Origin of the sequence: Acetitomaculum ruminis DSM 5522, assembly GCF_900112085.1 — a bacterium.
GTDB classification, from domain to species: Bacteria; Bacillota; Clostridia; order Lachnospirales; family Lachnospiraceae; genus Acetitomaculum; species Acetitomaculum ruminis.
Genome location: NZ_FOJY01000014.1, coordinates 54,425 through 72,577 on the forward strand (window position 1 = coordinate 54,425; position 18,153 = coordinate 72,577).

Annotated in this window: 16 protein-coding genes; 2 read left to right on the plus strand and 14 right to left on the minus strand. The window is 31.8% G+C overall.

The genetic code is table 11. The annotated features are described in order from the left end of the window. Positions 1 to 110: 110 nt before the first annotated feature. From BM153_RS09720 to BM153_RS09770, 11 genes are all read right to left on the minus strand, one after another. Positions 111 to 884, minus strand: a complete 774-nt coding sequence (locus BM153_RS09720) for a tRNA threonylcarbamoyladenosine dehydratase (protein WP_092873189.1) — start codon at positions 882 to 884, stop codon at positions 111 to 113. Between the two features lie 115 nt (positions 885 to 999). Then, positions 1,000 to 2,637: a sulfate adenylyltransferase subunit 1 gene (locus BM153_RS09725; protein ID WP_092873191.1), complete on the minus strand. Its 1,638-nt coding sequence runs from the start codon at positions 2,635 to 2,637 to the stop codon at positions 1,000 to 1,002. Beyond that, positions 2,637 to 3,542, minus strand: a complete 906-nt coding sequence (gene cysD, locus BM153_RS09730; protein WP_092873193.1) for a sulfate adenylyltransferase subunit CysD — start codon at positions 3,540 to 3,542, stop codon at positions 2,637 to 2,639. The genes BM153_RS09725 and cysD overlap by 1 nt, the downstream gene beginning before the upstream one ends. A 14-nt stretch (positions 3,543 to 3,556) precedes the next feature. Then, positions 3,557 to 3,868 (minus strand): 4Fe-4S dicluster domain-containing protein, encoded by a 312-nt coding sequence (locus tag BM153_RS09735; RefSeq protein ID WP_092873195.1) that lies wholly within the window; start codon positions 3,866 to 3,868, stop codon positions 3,557 to 3,559. Further along, positions 3,865 to 5,580, minus strand: a complete 1,716-nt coding sequence (locus BM153_RS09740; protein ID WP_092873258.1) for an adenylyl-sulfate reductase subunit alpha — start codon at positions 5,578 to 5,580, stop codon at positions 3,865 to 3,867. The genes BM153_RS09735 and BM153_RS09740 overlap by 4 nt, the downstream gene beginning before the upstream one ends. Positions 5,581 to 5,602: 22 nt before the next feature. Then, entirely contained in the window at positions 5,603 to 6,664 is a 1,062-nt protein-coding gene (locus tag BM153_RS09745) for a sulfate/molybdate ABC transporter ATP-binding protein (RefSeq protein WP_092873197.1), read from the minus strand. A 30-nt stretch (positions 6,665 to 6,694) separates the two neighbouring features. Then, positions 6,695 to 7,525, minus strand: coding sequence for a sulfate ABC transporter permease subunit CysW (gene cysW / locus BM153_RS09750; RefSeq protein ID WP_092873199.1), 831 nt, complete (start codon positions 7,523 to 7,525; stop codon positions 6,695 to 6,697). 10 nt (positions 7,526 to 7,535) lie between these two features. Continuing rightward, entirely contained in the window at positions 7,536 to 8,369 is an 834-nt protein-coding gene (gene cysT, locus BM153_RS09755) for a sulfate ABC transporter permease subunit CysT (RefSeq protein ID WP_092873201.1), read from the minus strand. 39 nt (positions 8,370 to 8,408) lie between these two features. Further along, positions 8,409 to 9,500 carry a sulfate ABC transporter substrate-binding protein gene (locus tag BM153_RS09760; RefSeq protein WP_092873203.1) on the minus strand — a complete coding sequence of 364 codons (1,092 nt, stop codon included), beginning with the start codon at positions 9,498 to 9,500 and terminating at the stop codon, positions 8,409 to 8,411. Positions 9,501 to 9,767: 267 nt separating this feature from the next. Beyond that, positions 9,768 to 10,040 (minus strand): TIGR03905 family TSCPD domain-containing protein, encoded by a 273-nt coding sequence (locus tag BM153_RS09765; RefSeq protein WP_092873205.1) that lies wholly within the window; start codon positions 10,038 to 10,040, stop codon positions 9,768 to 9,770. Between the two features lies 1 nt (position 10,041). Further along, entirely contained in the window at positions 10,042 to 10,581 is a 540-nt protein-coding gene (locus BM153_RS09770; protein ID WP_092873208.1) for a glutathione peroxidase, read from the minus strand. Positions 10,582 to 11,517: 936 nt separating this feature from the next. On the opposite strand from BM153_RS09770, the gene BM153_RS09775 reads away from it, so the two are divergent. Further along, positions 11,518 to 11,739, plus strand: coding sequence for a hypothetical protein (locus tag BM153_RS09775; RefSeq protein ID WP_092873210.1), 222 nt, complete (start codon positions 11,518 to 11,520; stop codon positions 11,737 to 11,739). 465 nt (positions 11,740 to 12,204) lie between these two features. After that, complete coding sequence (locus BM153_RS13515; protein ID WP_143088299.1) at positions 12,205 to 12,396, plus strand: hypothetical protein; 192 nt, start codon at positions 12,205 to 12,207, stop codon at positions 12,394 to 12,396. Between the two features lie 886 nt (positions 12,397 to 13,282). On the opposite strand, the gene BM153_RS14005 is transcribed toward BM153_RS13515, so the two are convergent. The 3 genes from BM153_RS14005 to BM153_RS13880 form a co-directional block, all read right to left on the minus strand. Beyond that, the gene (locus BM153_RS14005) at positions 13,283 to 13,528 is read right to left on the minus strand and encodes an IS200/IS605 family accessory protein TnpB-related protein (RefSeq protein WP_242949116.1); all 246 of its coding nucleotides are present in this window, start codon (positions 13,526 to 13,528) and stop codon (positions 13,283 to 13,285) included. Between the two features lie 1,021 nt (positions 13,529 to 14,549). Then, positions 14,550 to 15,053 (minus strand): hypothetical protein, encoded by a 504-nt coding sequence (locus BM153_RS13875; RefSeq protein ID WP_207649032.1) that lies wholly within the window; start codon positions 15,051 to 15,053, stop codon positions 14,550 to 14,552. A 446-nt stretch (positions 15,054 to 15,499) separates the two neighbouring features. Beyond that, positions 15,500 to 15,841, minus strand: a complete 342-nt coding sequence (locus BM153_RS13880; protein WP_207649033.1) for a helix-turn-helix domain-containing protein — start codon at positions 15,839 to 15,841, stop codon at positions 15,500 to 15,502. Between the last annotated feature and the right edge of the window lie 2,312 nt (positions 15,842 to 18,153).

The following is an 18,153-nucleotide window of genomic DNA, read 5'->3' on the forward strand; positions in this document are numbered from 1 at the left end:
CCACAATATTTAAGAGTTATCCATGTAATTAACGATTTTTTTTTAATTTTTTCAAATTAAATTATTTTCTTACTAATTTTAATTAACTTTTACCTTGTTTTAAATGATTTCTATTGGTTATTTCTTCCAAATCCATTTGTTAAATCCTTTATTACTTCACCAGCTAACACCAAACCTGCTACTGCCGGTGTAAAAGCAATTGAGCCTGGAATACTACGACGGTCAGTACATTTATGTTCTGCTCCTGGAGGACATATACAATTTGTCTTACAGCTTATCCCCATATCTTCAATAGGACGGATGGGTTTTTCATCTGAAAAGACAACCTTTAGCTTTTTCACTCCCCGCTTTTTCATCTCTCTACGCATTACTTTTGCAAGGGGACACATGGTAGTCTTATAAATATCAGCCACCTTAAAACGACTGGGATCAAGCTTGTTACCGGCACCCATGCAACTTATTACCGGCACATTCTCACTTTTACATTTCATTATAATTTCTATCTTTGCAGTAACGGTATCAACCGCATCCACCACATAATCATAGGATTTAAAATCAAATTCATTAGAATTTTCCGGAAGGAAAAAGCATTTATGTGCCACAATGTCCACTTTCGGATTAATTTCCAGCATTCGCTCTTTCATTACATCTACTTTATGTTTTCCCACTGTTTTTCGGGTAGCAATTATCTGTCTGTTAAGATTTGTAAGACATACCTTATCGTCATCTATTAAATCAAAATGGCCAATTCCGGAGCGAACCAGTGCCTCGCAGACATATCCCCCTACACCTCCGATTCCAAAAACAGCCACTTTCTTATTTTTTAATTCTTCCATTGCATCCTTGCCAAGAAGGAGTTCGGTTCTTGAAAACTGATTTAACATAATTATCCTCTTTACACTATGAAACAAGCAGATGATATATACCATCTGCCTGTTAACCTACTGAAACACTAGGTTTATATTATTAAATTTATCTTGCTTTGTCAATGATTAAAATTTAGATAAAGTCACCTACAGTAGTTGTTTCTTCAGTAATTCCTGTGGCTTTATAAATATAATCTGCTGCATCTTCCAGATTAGTTATTTCATCACCAAACCAGTTATTTTTATAAGCTCTATTAGTATTAAATATTCCAGAATCAAAGTCCTTTTTTACATACATAAGCACTACAATTCCTGCATCATTGAGATGTCTTACTACCTCTTTTATCCCTTCATTATTTTCAGGAATGTATAAATATGTATGTCTGCCTCTGTTGGAAAGTTCTCTTTCAATCCGTCTTGCAAAATCAAGATTAATAATATTACTTTCTTTTAATTCAAAAGTAATGGCTCTTTGTCCCTTCCAGTTACTTCTTATTTCCCTGTCAATAACAGTTTTTCCTAAACCTTCCTCCCCCTTGTACAACTGAGTTACAACACCGCAGGCTGAGGTCATATTTGTAATTCTATCTATAAGAATTAATTCTCCAAGGGTTTTGTGTTTTGAGAAGGTATCCACAACAATCCCATCGGCAAATTTAAGTTCACATACTGCAATTTCATTTTTTTCCAAATTGCTTGCTTCTTTTTTAACTCCCGTATTCACATCAATGGTATTTCTGATATGAGTAACAGTTCCGGGAATCAGCTTTGTACCTATTTTTACAAAGTAATTTTTTCCCGTTTCAAGCCTTTCATCATCCATCCAAAGCAAAGTCGCCTCTATAGAAGAGGTAACTCCTATTTCTCCTTCTGAAAATAGAACGCTTCCCCTTGAAACATCCACTTCCCTGTTTAGCTGAATTGTAACTGCTCTGTTTTTAGAAGCCTCCGTTGCCTCTTTATCAAGAATGTGTATACTTTTTACTTTTGCCTTTTCATTGCCGGGAAGAATTCTTACTTCATCCCCTACATGAATTGTTCCTGATTCAATCTGTCCCTGAAATCCTCTAAAAGTATGGTTTGGACGACACACTCTTTGAACCGGCATATAAAATCCCTTTTCACTTTTATTTTCAGTAACATCCACTTTTTCAAGGTATTCCAGCAACACCGGACCATCATACCATTTTATATTTTCAGAAGGAGTCGTTACATTGTCACCTTCCGTAGCTGATACCGGTATAATCACAACATTTTCCAGCTTCAATTCCTCAACAAGTTCTTTTATCTGATGTTGTATTGTATCAAATCTTTCTTTACTATATAAAACCAGATCCATCTTATTTACTGCAAATACGAAATATTTAATTCCCATAAGAGAACAAATTCTTGCATGTCTTCTTGTCTGTACCAGTACACCTTGTTTGGCATCAATCAAAATCACCGCTAAATCTGCAAATGACGCCCCTACAGCCATATTTCTTGTATATTCTTCGTGTCCCGGTGTATCTGCCACAATAAAGCTTCTGTTATCTGTTGTAAAATATCTGTATGCTACGTCTATTGTAATTCCCTGCTCTCTTTCTGCCATCAATCCATCAAGCAAAAGGGAATAATCAATAGCCCCATCTCTGCTTCCAACCTTTGATTCCAGCTCTAAGGCCTTTTTCTGGTCTGCGTATAAAAGTTTTGAATCATAAAGAATATGTCCAATGAGAGTGGATTTTCCATCGTCAACACTTCCGCAAGTAATAAATTTTAATAATTCCATTAGAAATATCCCTCCCTTTTTCTTCGCTCCATTGAACCTGTTTCTTCGTTATCAATTACCCTTGTAGTTCGTTCACTTGAAACGGCACTTAAAGTTTCCTCTATAATTTTATCCAAAGTATCCGCCTCTGATTCAACTCCACCGGTTAAGGGATAACATCCTAAAGTCCTAAATCTCACCATTTTATTCTGAATTTTTTCATTTTTTTCAAGTCTTTTTTCCATTCGCTCATCATCCACCATTATTATGTTTCCATCTCTGTAAACCACAGGACGAACTTTTGCAAAATAAAGTGATGGAATCTCAATATTTTCCTTTTTTATGTATTGCCATATATCCTTTTCCGTCCAGTTAGAAAGGGGAAAAACTCTTACTTCCTCGCCCTTAAAAAGCTTTGTATTAAACAATTTCCACATCTCTGGTCTTTGATTTTTAGGATCCCAGGCATGAGCAGAATTTCTAAAAGAAAAAATACGCTCTTTTGCTCTGGATTTTTCCTCATCCCTTCTTCCGCCACCAAAAGCAGCCGTAAATCCATACTTGTCAAGTGCCTGTTTTAAAGCCTGCGTTTTCATAATATCCGTATAAGCACTTCCATGGTCAAAGGGATTTATTCCTTGTTCAACGCCTTCTTCGTTAATATATTCAAGCATTGTCAATCCATATTTTTTTGCAACTGCATCACGAAATTCTATCATTTCCTTAAATTTCCAGGTAGTATTTACATGTAAAAAAGGAAAAGGTGGTTTTTCCGGATAAAATGCCTTTAAGGCAAGATGAAGCATTACCGAACTATCCTTTCCAATAGAATAAAGCATTACAGGTTTTTCACATTCTGCTGCCACTTCACGAATTATATATATTGCCTCTGTCTCCAATTCATCAAGATGCGTTAATCTGCTCATAATAATCCTCTCACTTAATACTTATTAGATTCTTTCATATTTACTACAATAATTTCCTTACTTCCATCCCGTTTTGTTACAATCCATTTTCTAAAATTATCCTTTTCCTCCACAGAAAGAAGAGATCCTTTTCCTCCAATATCCGCCCCAAGAAAAAATTTAATTGCATTTTTTTTGCATTCTTTTATACATGAGGTACATCCCCAGCAATCCTTTTGTCTTTTTATACAAGCTTTATCATTAATAATTTTAATAAGATTTCCCGGACAAACTTCCACACACTTTTTACAACCTACGCAGGATTTTTCATCAATTCTGATGCTCATATCACTTCACCTCCTGCATCAACAGCATTTTTATCATCAAATTTAAAAATCAATGGTTGATAATCTCCTGTTACTAGAGGCCTTTTAATAATCTTGATTTTCCCATTCTTTTTTATGGAATTAATATATAAATCAAAATCTTTGCTTTCCAAAGGATAGCTTTTATTTTCTGAAAATCCATGCCAACGGGTTTCTTTCCTTGCCTTTAAATGCTCAATTAAAGATAGACTTATTATTAATCTTTCTTTGATTTCATATATCTGCAATAGTTCATCTGTATCTTCTGCTGATAAGCCTTTTAAAACCTCAAATAAACCTTCAATTTTTTCTTTGGCAAGATTAAGTCCGGTTTCATTATATTGATAATTTTTTGAAATTCCTCCGGCATATTCATCCATTATTTTTTGCATGCTCTCCTCGAGTTGTTCAATGGATATAATTCCCTGCTCATTGTTTAAATATCTTTCATATTCACTAATAATTTCTTTTTCACCATCCACCTGAGCATGCTCAACTTCATTTTTGAGATAATCCATAATGGAATGAGCAGCAAGTTTTCCTTCAGCTAAAGCTCCAGTTACATATTTTTGAGGTGCACCCCCTGCCACATCTCCTGCAGCATATAACCCTTTTATTGTAGTGGCTCTATTATTATCCACCCAGAAACCGCTGGCAGTATGTCCCCCCACTATATAGGGTTCCGTACCTTCAATTTCAACATTATTTTGAGAAGGTCCTTTTCCTGCTTCTATCCACTTTAGGGTTTGAGAGGGTGCCATGTTTAGATAGGCTTTATATAAATCCTCCTCCTGCTCTTTTGAAATTTCGTCTGTTTTTAAATAGCATGGACCCTTTCCATCTTTGTTTTCCTCTGTAGTTCCATATACCCTTTCACATGTGGCAAGTCCATATTTATTTTCATAAATTTCTCCATAACTGTTAATCTGTTTTGCTCTAACTCCCTGGGCAATAGTTCCTGTAGGTGCTATGGTATCCTTGCATCTAAGAGCAATAAATCTCATTTCAAAAGTTGTCATTTCTGCTCCGGCATTTATACCCATTGCATATCCCCCACCGGTATTAAAAGGCGGATACCACATCTTATGTCTTGAAAATCCGGGATTATTTGGTCTGTATATACCTGCGGCCCCTCCTGTAGAGATAAGAACTGCCCTGGCATTAATTACATAGGCCTCATTTTTATTTACATCAAACCCCACAGCTGCGTACACTTTATTATCTTTTACCAACAAATCCGTAATATTAAGATGATTTATAACTGAAATATTTTCTGAAGATTCAGCCATTTTTGCCAAAATAGGTTTGATGTTTTCTCCGTTAATTTTAATGTTTCTATTTCCTCTGGTAACATATTTACCCTTTTCATCCTTTAAAATCACAAGTCCGTTTTCTTCAAGAATTCCGGTTACTTCATTAAGGTTTTCTGAAATCGACAAAAGTAAGTCTTCTCTTACAATACCCTTAGCATCATTCTTACAATAATCCACATAATCCTTGGGAGTTCTGCCCTCAGTTATATAGGCATTTATGGCATTTACTCCCGCAGCAAGACATCCGCTTCTTTTAATATTTGCCTTTTCAGCAATTATTACCTTAAAATCACCCTGTTTAGAAAAAGTGTAGGCTGCATAGCATCCTGCCGTTCCACCACCTATTATCAAAATATCTGTATTAATTTTCTTAATATCCATTGACTTTCTCATAAATACCTACCTAAATAACCATTTCTTCTTCTACCAATGAGCTGTTATTTGCCAGAATAACTTCATTATCTTTTACTATGTAAAGTCGGTGAATAAATACATCAACTTTTTCTCCCAGATTTATTTCTGCATCATTGATACTTCTTATGGCCGAAATAATATTTCCATGAATTTTAACCTTTATTTCAATGCTACTGCCCCTGAAAATTTTGTCACAAACAGTGCCTTCTTCTGCAGAATTTGCATATTGAATACTTTCACCTTTTTTAAAAACACTTACAAACTCAGGTCTGATATATGCTTTTTCTCCCTCTTGTTTTCTGTCAAAATATCTAAAATCCTGGTAGTTTTCCACTGCTACGGAATTTCCTATAAATTCAGCTACAAAAGGTGTGGCAGGATTTTTATATAATTCCTGTGGAGAACCCACCTGTTCAACTCTTCCTTTGTTAGTAACTACTATTTCATCCGCAACTTCAATGGCTTCATCCTGATCATGTGTAACAAAAATACTTGTTATATTAAGTCTGGTTATCATCTGTCTAAGCCAGGTTCTAAGCTCTAATCTTACCTTTGCATCAATAGCCGCAAAGGGCTCGTCTAAAAGAAGAATCTGAGGATTATGAGCCAATGCTCTGGCAAAAGCTACCCTTTGTTGCTGACCACCTGATAACTGGCTTGGATATCTTTTTTCAAGTCCTTGACAGTTAATTAACTCCAAAAGTTCATTTACCCTTTCTTTTACCTTACTTTCCGGTGTCTTTTTTACTCTAAGACCAAAAGCAATATTGTCAAAAACTGTCATATATCTAAATAATGCATAATTTTGAAATACAAAACCAATTCCTCTTTCACTTCCTGGAATATTATTAACAACTTTTCCATCTATAATAACTTCTCCCGAATCAGGATTTTCAAGGCCTGCAATCATTCTAAGAATTGTTGTTTTTCCACTTCCCGAAGGTCCTAAAAGTGCTACAAGCTTTCCTTTTTCAATGGAAAAATTAATATTTTTAGATGCATGGAATTTTTTAAAATGTTTATTTATATCATGAAGCTCAACATATGCCATATCATTCACCCTTCTAAACTACTAAAATCATTATTTCTTTATATCTAAATTTTTCTCTCCCCTTTTTTCAATTACCAGCCTTAAAACTAATACTACAACTGCAAATATTACTAATATCGAAGAAGCTGCAAAGGCTCCGGTAAAATCGTAACCCTGATACAATAGTTCAATATAAAGAGGTAATGTGTTGGTTTTTCCCCTTAAATGCCCGGATAAAACTGAAACAGCTCCAAATTCTCCTATAGATCTTGCCGTACAAAGTACTATTCCATAAAGAAGCGCCCATTTCACATTAGGAAAAGTTACTTTTTTAAAAATCTTAAATAATCCCGCTCCCATAAGAGCAGCCGCTTCCTCCTCATCTGTTCCTTGAGATGTTAATACCGGAATAAGTTCCCTTGAAATAAAAGGAAATGTAACAAATATGGTAGCCAAAACAATTCCCGGTACTGCAAAAATAATCTGTATCCCGTAGGAATCTAATATGGGAAATAAACTACTTTGTCTTCCAAAAGTCAAAACATAAATCAAACCTGCTATAATAGGGGAAACCGTTACCGGTAAATCAATAAAAGTTGATAAAATTTTTTTTCCTCTAAATGTATATTTAGTAATAAGCCAGGCTGCAAAAACTCCAAATATTGTGTTTACAACAACTGCAATTAATGTTGCTTCTAAAGTTAATAATGCCGCCTTAATTGCATATTCATCAGAAATTGCATTAACATATGCAGCTACCCCGTTTTTCAAAGCAGTTATAATTATGTAAATCAGGGGAAGTATCAAAAATACCCCAAGAAATATAAAACTGATAATTATCAGAAAATATTTTAATGCTTTATTTTCTTTTCTCAAATTCATACAAATACTCCTAAATTTTTCCATTCACTCTTTTTGAAACAATACCTTGAGCCAATGCATTTACTGACAAAATAACTACTGAAATAGCCAACATTACAAGAGCAATAGATGTCGCTGCCGAATAATCAAATTCTTGAAGCTCAGACATTATAAGAAGTGGTGCAATCTCTGTTTCATAAGGGGTATTACCTGCTATAAAAACAACACTTCCATATTCACCAATAGATCTGGCAAAGGCTAGGGTAAACCCGGAAATAATGGCAGGTAGTATTTCCGGAAAGATTACTTTTAAAAAAGTAGTTTTGGAATCTGCACCTAAAATAAAAGCTGCTTCTTCATACTTAATATCAATTTTTTCTAATACAGGTTGTACACTTCGAACAACAAAAGGGATTCCTATAAAAATAAGTGCTATGGTAATTCCAATTCTTGTATAAGCAATCTTAATTCCAAACAATTTATAAAAAATCTGTCCTACCCATCCATTTGTCGTGGTCAAATGTGTAAGAGATATACCGGCAACTGCAGTAGGAAGCGCAAAAGGAAGTTCGATAATACCATCAATAAATCTTTTTCCTTTAAAATCATATCTCACCAATACCCAAGCCAATGCCAGACCCATAAAAACATTTATCAAAGAAGCAATAAATGATGTTGATATGGAAACAAAATATCCTGATAAAACCCTTGGTCTTGTAACTGTATATATAAATTCCGAAAAACTAAGCTTTGCAGAAAAGATTACCAGTGAAGAAAGTGGAATTAAAACCACAATACTAAGTATGCTAATTGTTATCCCCATTGAAATTCCAAATCCAGGTATTATTCTCTTTTTCTTATTCATTTTCTGATAATCCTCTCTACAAAAACTTTTATTTCTAAACTATTCTTCGTAAATACTATCGAAGTTTGCTCCATCCGCAAAATGAGTTGCACGAGCTTTTTTCCAGCCTCCGAAATGATTAATGTCAGTCAGTGTAATTTTGTCATTAATCCATTTTCCATCTTCCGGAATTTTAGTTATAGTATCTGAATTTTCTGAAGAAACATACTCATTGTAAATTTCCTTTGTACTTGGACGATAGAAATTCTCTGCTTCTATTTCCTGTGCTTCATCAGAATACAGATAACTTAAATACTCTTTAGCAACATCTTGAGTTTCATGTTTTTTAGCCACTTCATCTACTACTGCAACTGTTGGCTGGCAAAGAATTGATACGGAAGGAACAACAATTTCATATTCACCCGGATATTCCTTAAGTGAAAGAAATGCTTCATTCTCCCAGGCAATAAGCACATCTCCCTGTTTATTTTCTACAAAAGATGTAGTAGCACCTCTTGCACCTGAATCAAGAACAACAACATTACTGTAAAGTTTTTTAATTGAATCAAGAATATCTGATTCGCTTTGTCCTTGTTGTTCGAAATAATACCATGCAGCAAGATAATTCCACATTGCACCGCCTGAAGTCTTTGGATTCGGTGTGATTACTCCCACATCATCTCTAATTAAATCATTCCAGTCTTTTATATTCTTTGGATTTCCGGAGCGAACAAGAAATACAATTGTTGATGTGTATGGTGAACTGTCAAGATCAAATTCAGATGTAAATCCATCATCAATAAGTCCTGCATCTGCAACTACCTGAACATCTCCTTCAAGAGCAAGTGTAACAACATCAGCTTCCAGACCATTCGCCACCTCAAGAGCCTGTTTTCCTGAACCACCATGGGATTGTGTTACTTCAACCGTATCTCCGAATTCCTCTTTATAATGTTTTTCAAAAAGTTCATTATATGCTGCATATAATTCTCTTGTTGGATCGTAAGATACATTTGTTAGTTCGATTGTTTTTCCCCCTTCACCTTCTGCTTTTGCACTTATATCATTAGTGCTACTTTTAGAATTTCCGCATCCTAAAATCGATGCTCCAATTGCTGCAATTAATAAAATAGATAAAATTCTTTTTTTCATAATTTTCTTCCTCCAATTTTTAATCACTACTTTCTCTATCTGGTAAGTAGGATTATATGTCAGAAATGACGTAAATTCAATACTTTTGGTTACTGTATAATTTTAGAGCCAGCTATAAATTCAATTTATAACCACAAAAAAATCCCTCTTTACTATTTAAATAGTAAAGAGAGATTATAGAAAAATTGAGTATCGTGTTGTCTTATATATATCTAAAAAAGAAGACTTTTAAATTATACTGTGAACTCTACTTACAAAAATTATTTATTATCCAACCTTTTCTGCAATTGATTTATCAAATGCTTTTCTTACGGCAATAGATAATTGGTTAGAGCAAGAAGTTGGTCTTCTGCCACATTTAATCCCGCCTAATTTACTTTCAATTTCATCTACTGTCATTCCATCAACTAATGATGAAATTGCCTTTAAATTTCCATTGCATCCACCATAAAAGGAAATATTTTTAACCTTATCTCCGTCTAAATCAAAGCTTATCACCTGTGAACAGGTATTTTCTGTAGTATAATCAAAATGTTTCAAATTAGAGTACCTCCTGTATTTTTTCCTTTACTTTACCAATATTCGTTGTAGGCTCAAACCTTTCAACTATCTCACCATTCTTATCAATTAAAAATTTGGTGAAATTCCATTTTACATTGCCATTTTTCTTATAATCTTTATCCATTTTCTTTACAACCGGTGCTAAAACCAGCTTCATAGGACCGCTAAATCCCTCGAATTTTGTATTTTCGCTAAGCCATTTAAATAGTGGACTGGCATTATCTCCCAAAACATCAATCTTGCTAAACTGTTCAAAAGTAATACCAAATCTTCCTGTACAAAAACTATGAATTTCTTCATCACTTCCCGGCGCCTGATCTGCAAATTGGTTACATGGAAAATCCAATATTTCCAATCCTTTATCCTTTAACTCTTCATACATATCTTGAAGCTCGTCATATTGAGGAGTAAATCCACAACCTGTTGCAGTGTTTACAACCAAAACTGTCTTTCCCTTATATTTTGAAAGATCAACTTCTGTTCCATCCTGTGCCATTACTTTAAAATCATATAAATTCATTGCTTACCTCCTGTAATTCATTCAAAATATTATTTATATCTCGCTGTATTTTTCTATAGGTCATTTTTAATTAATTATAATTATATTCCTATTGCAATAAACTTCTTTTGCACAATTGACTTATAACAAGAGAAACTTAACTTAATTTTTTGCTTTAAATTCTCTATTCTTTTTATATCTCTTGTGCGCAATTAAGTTGTGTTGTTTATAATTAAGATTGTACACAATCTATTTTATTTTGTCAATAATTAATTTTAAAAACTTTCTTAGATACTCGTTCATACTGTAATACTTAAAGTAAGAATCCCCGAATTTAGATATTAACTTTTTTCTATTTTATGTCTAAATATTATTTATTTATCAATCAGTTATTAAAAATTTATACTTAATTAAAAATAATTAATTTATTATTAACATTATATAATATAATTGTATAATTAATTATGTAATTAAATCATGACTTTTTATGCGTTTTTGTGATCACCAAAACATTTATCTTCTTCTCTTTCGAGAATAGGTTATTTTACGATAATTATTTAATTCTAATTAAAAAGTTTATGTGACTTTTTAATGTATTAATATTTAATATTTCTAAAATTTTTAAAAATGATTTGGAGGAACAACACGAAAAAATTTTTTTGCTTTATTTATGTTATTTATGATTTTGGGGTCATGTAAAGCGGACATTCGAAATCCGCTTCGCTACTTCCTCATGAACGCAGTGTAAGCAATCAAGTAAATGCTTCACAGATTTATAATTCTAATAACCTCAGTAAATTTGACACTATTCATCAAATTAATTATAAGCAAGATATTAACGAAATCTATGGTTCAGCTACGTTAGAAAAATATCAGGATTATACAAGGAATGAGTATGAAATCAAATCCTAAAATCTTTAGAAAATTCCAATATAGTTTGACATTACCGGTGTAACATTGTCATCAGAAGCAAAAAATCAAACATATCATACCTATTATTCTTCTACAAAGAAAACTTGTAAAATCACTTGTAATTATACAGATGTGTCATATATTTTTACACCGGCTGGAAGAATTGAAATAGCAAGATCAGATGCATTTCAACAGTTTAAATGGAATTATAAAAAAGGGGTTTATGCAGGAAAAGGTGGATATGGTTCTGCTGATAACTCATTTTAATAATATATAATTAAGGAGGCATTTTTATGAGTCAAATATTTGTTGATACATTATTATTAATTTTTTCATTGCTATCATTTATAGGTGTTTTTGTAATTGCATTTGTCTTAATTAAATATTTTGGTAAAAAAAATTCAAATAATGATAAGTCCGCAAATAATTTTAACTAAGATAATTAATATTATTTTATAACTTAATGAGCTTCTATTTGTTTTATAACTTATATTTTAAGTAAGATAAATAGAAGCTTATTTTTATTTTATATTTTACAATCTTAAATATATCTTTTTTTATTAATGATTTTGAAAAATACACTGGTTGATTATGGTTTACAAGACAAGGTTTTATTAATAATCCTCAAGGTATTGGAGCTGCTACTGAAAAATCAGTTAAATATATTTATTCCACAGTAATCCACCATTTTGGAAAAATTGATATTTTATAAATAATGCTGCTGACAAAGATATGGATGGCAACGATACAATAGAAAAAGTCATTAATGATACATTCGCCGTTATTGTACTCGGAAATATCTTTATGACAAAAGAATTTATCAAGAATCATAATGACTATGAAAGAATAATTAATTTTTCAACTGATTCATCACAGATTTTCACAGAACAAATAATAAAAAATTCCGGCGGATATGTTTTATAATATCTTTCTTTATTTTTCTTTTTTTAGTTCTCTTTTACCTGGAAATAGTTTTACCATAATATAATTCTTTATCACACAAGTATTCATTAAACCTCTGTAACATACACTCATTTGGAAATCTTTCACTCACATTTGAAGTACTTTTACGCACATTTCAAGAATTTTTACTCACATTTGTAAATCTTTTACTCATATTTGAAGTACTTTCATGCATATTTCAAGAACTTTTACGCATATTTGGAGGCAAAATACAAATACATCTCACTTTAATTTTTATAGATTTAATTAATTATTTTTTTTTAATGTAATTTTACTATGACAAAAACTAGTAATTTTTTTACATTGCTATAATAGGATCTATAATTCTTATTTCTATTCCTGATTAGTTATCCTTACAATTGCTTTAACTATACATCTCATGTTTCACATGAAACTATAAAGATAATAATACTTACTTCTGAAAACATTTCTTTATACCAATATGGGATAGATAGTGATTAATTTCTTATTATGATATTACTATTGAAATTCTATATTTCTAACACAAATATTCCAATTTACTGACCAATTTCATGTGAACTACCCACTACCTAAAGGAAGTGGGCTTCGTAGAGCCATTCGGCTCTTTTTAAGAAGTTTGATATTTAAGTTTCCACCCGATTACTCAGGCAATTCTTATTCTTACGGGCATGTCCACTTCGCCCCTAGTGAATAGTCCTTCTAAGGACACAAAATTACTTTTACGTAGAATATTTAATGCTCCGTTTACGTCAGCATTAAGACATTTGCCGTTTTTGCATTGATACATTCCTCTATGAATTCTATCACCGCTAAATGTGTATGTCTTAGGATTATCATTATTGTAAACTGGAAGTTCATCTTTATCCTAGAACGATGCTTTTGATATGTAGCTTTCTTCCTGTTTTACAAAGACAATACCATTTAGCTCGCAAAGATATTCTAATTTAGAGCACAACTGACCATATGGGATATTTGCAAAATTCTGATTGTTTCTTTTTCCCATATCAGTACCACGCTGGAATGTCTTATTATAGCCAACCACTAAAGTTCCTATATCATTAGAAATACAGTAGTCTATGATTTTACCAGCACCTTTGTTCATAAAGTCCATTTACTTTATTATTTCTATCTCTGGTATTACTTTTTTGTCTATTAGTTGGACTATAGCCTAAATGCTGTTTATCTTTAATTGACTGTAAATAAGCATTGCGTTTGTTATACCACTGATTGAGAGATTTAAGTCGATTTCTTTAACTATGAGTAATATGTTTCACATGAAACTTTCTAAATAATAATACTAATTTCTTGACACTTATATCACATTATAATATCATATATTATCAAAACTTCTATCATTTTATTAATAATTGCGATTGATAATCTACATTCCTAAATTCTTATACTTAGATTTATTTTAGTAACTGATTTAAAACTAATGTAATATCACTCTACCCGTTGAAAATATTTTATAACAACATCCATATATTCTCAACATCTTAATATTTTAAGTAAATCGGACATTCGGAATCCGCTTCGCTACTTCCTCATGAACGCAGTGACACTTTGTGCCACCTGTCAGAGGGGGCTTTAACCCCTTCTGACACTAGTAAGCAATCCCCCGCTTAAAGCTAACGCTTTTGAAGCGGGGGATTGCTTACACTGTGTTCAAAAAGAAGATTTGCCTGATTCAGATATTTTTATTTTTAACCATTTAAAGATATACTCATAAAGCCAAGATTTTATTACCAATATTCAAATATCTATATGTTATAATTAATACCTTTAACTTTTAATAATATGTTTCACATGAAACATTCTAAATAATAAATTCGCTTCATGAAATTGCTATTACATTTTATAGCATAGGTTCTATAATACGTTGAGTGAACGACTCGGTGTTAACTCATTCTGCATCATTTAATAAAATCTTCTTTTTGACCCCAAATTTTGCGTTTTGGGGATAGTGTCTTAAATGAAAAATATTATAATTAAGCCATTCCAGACAACGCTAACGAAAAAGTCAACACGACAAACAGACAACTCACATCTTTCGTTGAAGAAGTAAATGTGACCTGTCTTTTTTATAATGTATTGACACGTTGATTACCTCTGCAGCTCTTAATTATTTTTGATTACTTGTTAAACAACTCTGGAGTCAAATGCACTTCATCTGCCGGGATGGGGTGCATTTTTAATAACTCAAACAATGCTTGCATGTCTTCATCATCTTCTTCAACAAGCTCATATGGAGATTTCCAACCAAGTCCTCTCCTCTTAGTACTGTTGATATGATTCATCAGAAGCGTTATATCTTCCTGCTCATAACAATCCAACGACTTCCCTTTGGGTAGCACATACCTTATATATTCATGGTTCTTCTCAACATGTGGTTTTTGCCATGAAGCCATTGGAGCACAGTAATACACGTTTGTCCTGTAGAGCATTTCAGAATTGAGTTCCATGGCATCTACATTTCTAAATTCAGAACCATTATCAGTAAAGAACACTGGGAATAGCCTGTTGAATTTCTCCGTGCCTAGTCCACTTTCCAGATAGTAAAAAACTCTTATAACTGATTCAGATTTATAATCAGGTAAAAGAAATAAGAGCATTACGGTGGTTTTAACAAATATCATTGTAAGGAGTGTCTTTCCTTTTTTCTCTTACTCCTCGTACAGTGTCTATTTCTACTATGTCTTCTTCAATCCACTTTATACCAAGTTCTTACTGAAGATCATTATAGGTTCGTCCTTCACGGTAATACGAATTGCTTGAAGCTATGCTCCCTTTATGTTTTCGTCTGGCTTTATAACCCACCTTACGTCTCAGGTCGATATTGGCGACTCCCCAAATCTATCCCTGATCAATGTAGTTATAAAGCGTTCTAAGGCCTACCGGTAGCTCATTCTCATGTTCTGCATAGATATGAGTCAACGGCTGTCCCTTCTTAATCAATGGACGTATAAGCTGCGCAAGTTCTTTTAGTTCTTCTTTTGAAAGCCGCACTCCCTGTCTACTTTCAGAACGTCTACGTTTTACAGCTACATCAGCATATCTTGCATTGTAATAGTATCGTTTTTTCTTACAGTTCTTCTTTGCATTCTAGTGATTCATATTTGTCACAAACAAGATGACAGTTAAAACTCTTGCATTGCTTGCACTTATAATCACACGCATCTTCACTCGTCCCACACAATTGAGTTATATGGCAAGAACTATAAAACTTGCAGTCATTTCCATATGGATATGCAGAAGGGATATGGGTTCTGTTATACTTAATCTCCCTTGCTATTGTGTGCGGATGTTTTCTCAGTTTCTCAGCAATCTTAGTAAATGAATCCTTTCTGGCTAATCCGATTTCAATTGCAACCCTATCAGTAAGATCTAGTTTAGTGTTGTAAGGTATATATTCTAGTTCTTTCATATCTGCTCCTATCCTGCAGATAGTAATCAACTTTTCAAATATACCTTATTGCAATACTCGGTGTTAGCTTTTTAGCAATAAAAATCGTCTGAGGTAACGTTTAATTTTTCATTTAAAGAGATTCTATAATATATAATATTACTGTTGTTGTCCAATATTCCGAAGCACAGATATTCAGATTTATTTACCCCTTAGGATTCAAAGTTAAATATGTCTACTAGACAACAAAATATATTTATTAATCAAAAGACTAAAAATATCACTATATACACTTAGAACTTAAAAGGTTAAGTTATTATGCTACACTTAACTTCTTCATCTATTGAAAATATTACTCTTAAAAACATTAATAACTTACTAATCATTTACAATATATCAACTACAGCATTAAACAATTTTTATAAACTATAATAATATCAAGTTTCACATGAAACATTTGAAATAATAAATTTGCTCCATGAAATTTCTATTACATTAGATAGCATAGTTTCTAACAAATATAATAATACTGTTGTTGTCTTATATTCCAAAACAGAAATATTCAGATTTATTTAATCTTTAGCAACCAAGGTTAAATATTTCAACTAGACAACAAAATATATTTTAAATATTTATTAATCAAAAAACCAAAATCACTATATACACTTAGAACTTAAAAAGTTAAGTTATTATGCTATACTTAACTTCTTCATCTATTGAAAATATTACTCTTAAAAACATTAATAACTCACTAATCATTTATAATATATCAACTACAGCTTTAAAATATTTATTATTTTGGGCTATATTAATAATATGTTTCACATGAAACATTCTACATAAAAAATATTCTCCAAAATATTTCTATTACATTCTAAAGCACAAGTATAGTTTAATCATACATAAAAAATTAATAATACTGTTGATATTCTATCTTAAAAATATTCAGAATTACCTTTCAATCTTCTTATCAACGAAGTTACTAATAAGTATTATAAAACTTTTTGCCTAATCAACCATTCTATTAGACATCAGGAATATAAGAAAAGACTAAATAAGTAAAGCGGACATTCGGAATCCGCTTCGCTACTTCCTCATGAACGCAGTGGCACTTTGTGCCACCTGTCAGAAGGGGCTTTAACCCCTTCTGACACTAGTAAGCTTATACCCAAGCTTAAAGCTTACGCTTTTGAAGCAGGGAATTGCTTACACTGCGTTCAAATAAATAATTTTCAAACTACGTGCCCTCCTAGAATATATAAATAATAAACCTATTTCGATCAAATTGACATAAATTAAAGAAAAACTTTATATGCCTCAAAAATATGGTAAATATATGGCAAATAGAAATTATATATAAATAAATTAAATTTAAAATAACCAAAATTTGAAACGCCAATATACTTCCTGTTGCCTAAAGATAATGGACTTCTAAGAGCCTAATGGCTCTATTTAAGAAGATTGATATTTAATTTTCTACCTAAAAATTCAGGCAATCTGTATTCTAACAAGCATTTCTACTTCGCCTAACTGAGATTCACAAAGCAACAATTAGTCATTATATTTAATGTGGCATTAACATCGGCATTAAAACTAAAGACAATGGCACTATTTTATATTTCACGATGTATTCTGCTACTACTGAACTGAAATTTCTAAGAAATCTCATCATTGTTAACAGGAATAATATTTTTATCTCAAAATAACGCCTTTAATATATAGCTTTGTTCCTGGTTGACATAATAAATGTTATATACCTGCATAAATTTGGATAACAAAAATTAAAAAACATTCACTCTCATGTAAATATTCTATATCAAATTTCCATCCTAAATGAAAACTTTTTCTATTATAGGAACAGCATCACTAAAGCATGTAACATTTACTAATATATAAACTATTTTTAAATATCACGTGATTTTTCACAACAAAAAAACAAGCACCTACAATAGGTGCTTGTAAAAATAGGGGAGTTTATGAAAAAAATTTATTACCTTAGTAATTCCTAAGATGTATATATAATAACCCATGCTTATGGTGGAATTTTGTATTATTTCTATATAATATAAAAATAATTATATCTTTTTTCTATAAAATATAAGTGAAATACAATAAATACAAAAGTATTCTTAATATATAAATAATTGCTTTTAAATCAGATAACAATTTTCTAAAGTTGAGTAAAAGAGCCATTTTTCGGGTTAAAATGCTTAATTATACTTATAATAAGAAGCAGAAAAAAATATAATTTAGTTATATAAAACTAGCATAGTCCAAACATATAACTAAATCATATTATTTTAAAACTAATTTTAAATTTCCACAAAAAAGAA

Excerpts from the sequence above, each read along its gene's own strand:
- BM153_RS13875 (WP_207649032.1), bottom strand. The coding sequence starts at position 15,053 with ATGATATTTGTTAAAACCACCGTAATGCTCTTATTTCTTTTACCTGAT.
- BM153_RS14005 (WP_242949116.1), bottom strand. The coding sequence starts at position 13,528 with ATGGACTTTATGAACAAAGGTGCTGGTAAAATCATAGACTACTGTATT.
- BM153_RS09745 (WP_092873197.1), bottom strand. The coding sequence starts at position 6,664 with ATGGCATATGTTGAGCTTCATGATATAAATAAACATTTTAAAAAATTC.
- BM153_RS09725 (WP_092873191.1), bottom strand. The coding sequence starts at position 2,637 with ATGGAATTATTAAAATTTATTACTTGCGGAAGTGTTGACGATGGAAAA.
- BM153_RS09740 (WP_092873258.1), bottom strand. The coding sequence starts at position 5,580 with ATGGATATTAAGAAAATTAATACAGATATTTTGATAATAGGTGGTGGA.
- cysW (WP_092873199.1), bottom strand. The coding sequence starts at position 7,525 with ATGAATTTGAGAAAAGAAAATAAAGCATTAAAATATTTTCTGATAATT.
- BM153_RS13880 (WP_207649033.1), bottom strand. The coding sequence starts at position 15,841 with ATGAAAGAACTAGAATATATACCTTACAACACTAAACTAGATCTTACT.
- BM153_RS09720 (WP_092873189.1), bottom strand. The coding sequence starts at position 884 with ATGTTAAATCAGTTTTCAAGAACCGAACTCCTTCTTGGCAAGGATGCA.
- cysD (WP_092873193.1), bottom strand. The coding sequence starts at position 3,542 with ATGAGCAGATTAACGCATCTTGATGAATTGGAGACAGAGGCAATATAT.
- BM153_RS13515 (WP_143088299.1), top strand. The coding sequence starts at position 12,205 with ATGGATGGCAACGATACAATAGAAAAAGTCATTAATGATACATTCGCC.
- BM153_RS09770 (WP_092873208.1), bottom strand. The coding sequence starts at position 10,581 with ATGAATTTATATGATTTTAAAGTAATGGCACAGGATGGAACAGAAGTT.
- BM153_RS09735 (WP_092873195.1), bottom strand. The coding sequence starts at position 3,868 with ATGAGCATCAGAATTGATGAAAAATCCTGCGTAGGTTGTAAAAAGTGT.
- cysT (WP_092873201.1), bottom strand. The coding sequence starts at position 8,369 with ATGAATAAGAAAAAGAGAATAATACCTGGATTTGGAATTTCAATGGGG.
- BM153_RS09760 (WP_092873203.1), bottom strand. The coding sequence starts at position 9,500 with ATGAAAAAAAGAATTTTATCTATTTTATTAATTGCAGCAATTGGAGCA.